This window comes from Streptomyces sp. NPDC046557 (genome assembly GCF_040645975.1).
Taxonomy (GTDB): Bacteria; Actinomycetota; Actinomycetes; order Streptomycetales; family Streptomycetaceae; genus Streptomyces.
On the sequence record NZ_JBEYZH010000046.1, the window covers coordinates 1 to 2,324 of the forward strand.

Consider the following 2,324-nt stretch of genomic DNA (forward strand, 5'->3'; position numbering starts at 1 on the left):
TGGGAGAGTAGGACGCCGCCGAACAATCATTGCGGAAGCCCCGCACCAGCCCTTTACCGGGTTCGGTGCGGGGCTTTTCTGCGTTCACCGGCCGTCTACCGGGATCGAAGGCGCTCTGCCGGAGGGCGGGGCTGGGTATCCTGGCCGCGTTCCCATGGAGGGCAGATGACAGCACAGCAGCTGGACGCCGGTGGCCCGCTCATCCCTCAGCCGGCCATGACGCGCGAAGCGCTGCGGGACGCGGTGCGGCGGATCGACATGGCGAGCCTGGCCGTGCTCGACAAGGAATGCAACGAGGCGTTCGACCGGGCCGCGGAGACCGGCGCCATCAACCCGCTGCGGTTCTTCCTGATCAAGTGGGCGACGCATGTGGCGATCCACCGGTGGCCGGCGCGGTCGGCGGCGCTCCTGGAGGCGGAACGCGTCGCCGGGGACCCGCGGGCGACGGAAGAGGAGTTCCGGGCCGCCATGGAGACGAGCAGCCGCATCCTCGCCGAGGCCCAGGCGGAGATCGGTCTGTGACTTCGCGTGGGGAGGGCGTCGAGAACGACAGCGGCTGGGCATGGGAATGTGATCCCGGCCGCGTGTGGGTGCTCGGTGACATGCCCCCCGAGCAGCAGAGCCTCGTCGGCGCCGTGATGGACGGCCTGGTCGACCTGGCCTCCATGGCCATCGACCCCAAGGACGGCAGTCTCTACGAGGACCCCCACCCGATGCGGCTGCGTACGTACGAGGACGAGCACCTGATGCTCTGGTACCAGACCGTCCCCCACCGAAGCCGCGTGTACCTCAAGCGGGTCAACCTCTGACGTTGAAGCCGAGGCGAGGCGGGGTGAGTTCCAGAGCCCGAGGTCGACGGGCTGGGTGGTGTCGAGGGGCAGGTCGTGCCGGCCGGCCCGAGAGGGCCTGGGGGGACGCCCAGCTATCGAGACGGTCGCCGAGCGGGAGGTCCAGTTCCGGGTCGAGCCCGAGGGCCAGGGTGCTCTTGCCGCTGGCCGGCAAACCGGTGACGATCACGAAGAAGTTGTCGATCACAACGTCAGTCTCCAGCAGCCGGGTTGGCGGTCTGCGGGTCTTGGCCGCGTCCGCCCGATTCAAGCCGCTGGAGCGGGCGCCCGAGGTCAGTCCCCTCCCGAACGGCAAGCTCGACCCGGTCGCACCACTTGCCCGCACAGCGACGCGAACGGGGTGCTCATGGAGGCGGGGACGTTCGCGGTGAAGCCGGAGCCTTGGAGGCCGCCGTGGCGGAGGTGGGAGGGGATCGACCCGGACGAGGCGGCGGCCCGCAGCGTCCTTGCGCCCGTCTTCGCCCTGTCCGACGGCGCACCCGGCGCGGTCGTCATCGCTCACAGCGGCGCCCGTGGCACCGTGCTGCTCCCCGAGAAAGAGAGGCGGCTCATGCTGCGGCCCCGACATGGCGTACCAGGCGTGTGGTCTGCCGATGGCGAACCGGATCGACGACTGCTCGCGCCGGCAGGCGGTGTGGCTCGCACCCGATGCCGTACGCCGTCTCCCCGTCGACGGCGCCGATGCCGCACCGCGGTCTTAAGAGGCGCTCTCGGCCGAGGGCGACCGCACACCTGTGGGCGGCCTCTGAAGACCGGCCGGTGACGGTTCCGGAGGTCCTGATCGCCGAAGTCTTCCAACGCGGCCCTCGACGCCCTGCTGCCTGGGGGGCCGCCGGCGGGACGCGCTGTCTTGGCCGGCCGGGACTGCCCGTCTCCGACACGGACGCGGAGATCGTTCTCGTGCCGGTCCATTCAGAGACGGGTAGGACCTGGCCCCCGGCCGGCCGGCCGCTTCGGCGTATCCGGTGCCGCTGCCGTTCAAGGTTTGGCTGTGGCCGGCTTCCCTCGCCTGGCGGCCTCCTCCGCGACGACCCGCCCGCCCCGTGCCCCCGTCATCTGTTCCGGGCCGACCCCGAAACGTTCCGGGACGCCTTGGTCCGCTTCCGGCCGTCCGCAGCCCGTGGATGCGCTACGTCCTCCAGGGGCTCAAGCAGCCCATGCGCGCCGCCCGTTCTAGCCGCCCGGGACGATTTTGACCGTGCGGGGGGAGAGAGGTAGAGTAGAACGGTTGCCTGGAGCTGAGAGGTTCGGCAGCAAGCCCCCGAGGAAGGCAATCCGACCGGGGCGCCTCGACTCGTCGACCAGGATTCTGAAGCCGGGAAATCCGGTGGAAAAGTTCTGATAGAGTCGGACTCGCCGGAAAGGGAAAGCGCGAAAGCGAAGAACTGGAAAGCGAACCCCGCTTCGACCGGGAATCGGACACGAAAGAGTCTGATAGAGTCGGAAACGCAAGAACAAAACGAAGAACAAAGGAAG

The 2,324-nt window shown here is 69.3% G+C and carries 2 protein-coding genes; both read left to right on the forward strand.

The window, feature by feature from the left end:
* The first annotated feature begins 165 nt into the window (after positions 1-165).
* Entirely contained in the window at positions 166-522 is a 357-nt protein-coding gene (locus tag ABZ934_RS32420; protein ID WP_361320145.1) for a hypothetical protein, read from the forward strand.
* On the forward strand, positions 519-809 hold the full coding sequence (locus ABZ934_RS32425; protein WP_361320147.1) for a hypothetical protein: 291 nt from the start codon (positions 519-521) through the stop codon (positions 807-809). The genes ABZ934_RS32420 and ABZ934_RS32425 overlap by 4 nt, the downstream gene beginning before the upstream one ends.
* The last annotated feature ends 1,515 nt before the right edge of the window (positions 810-2,324 follow it).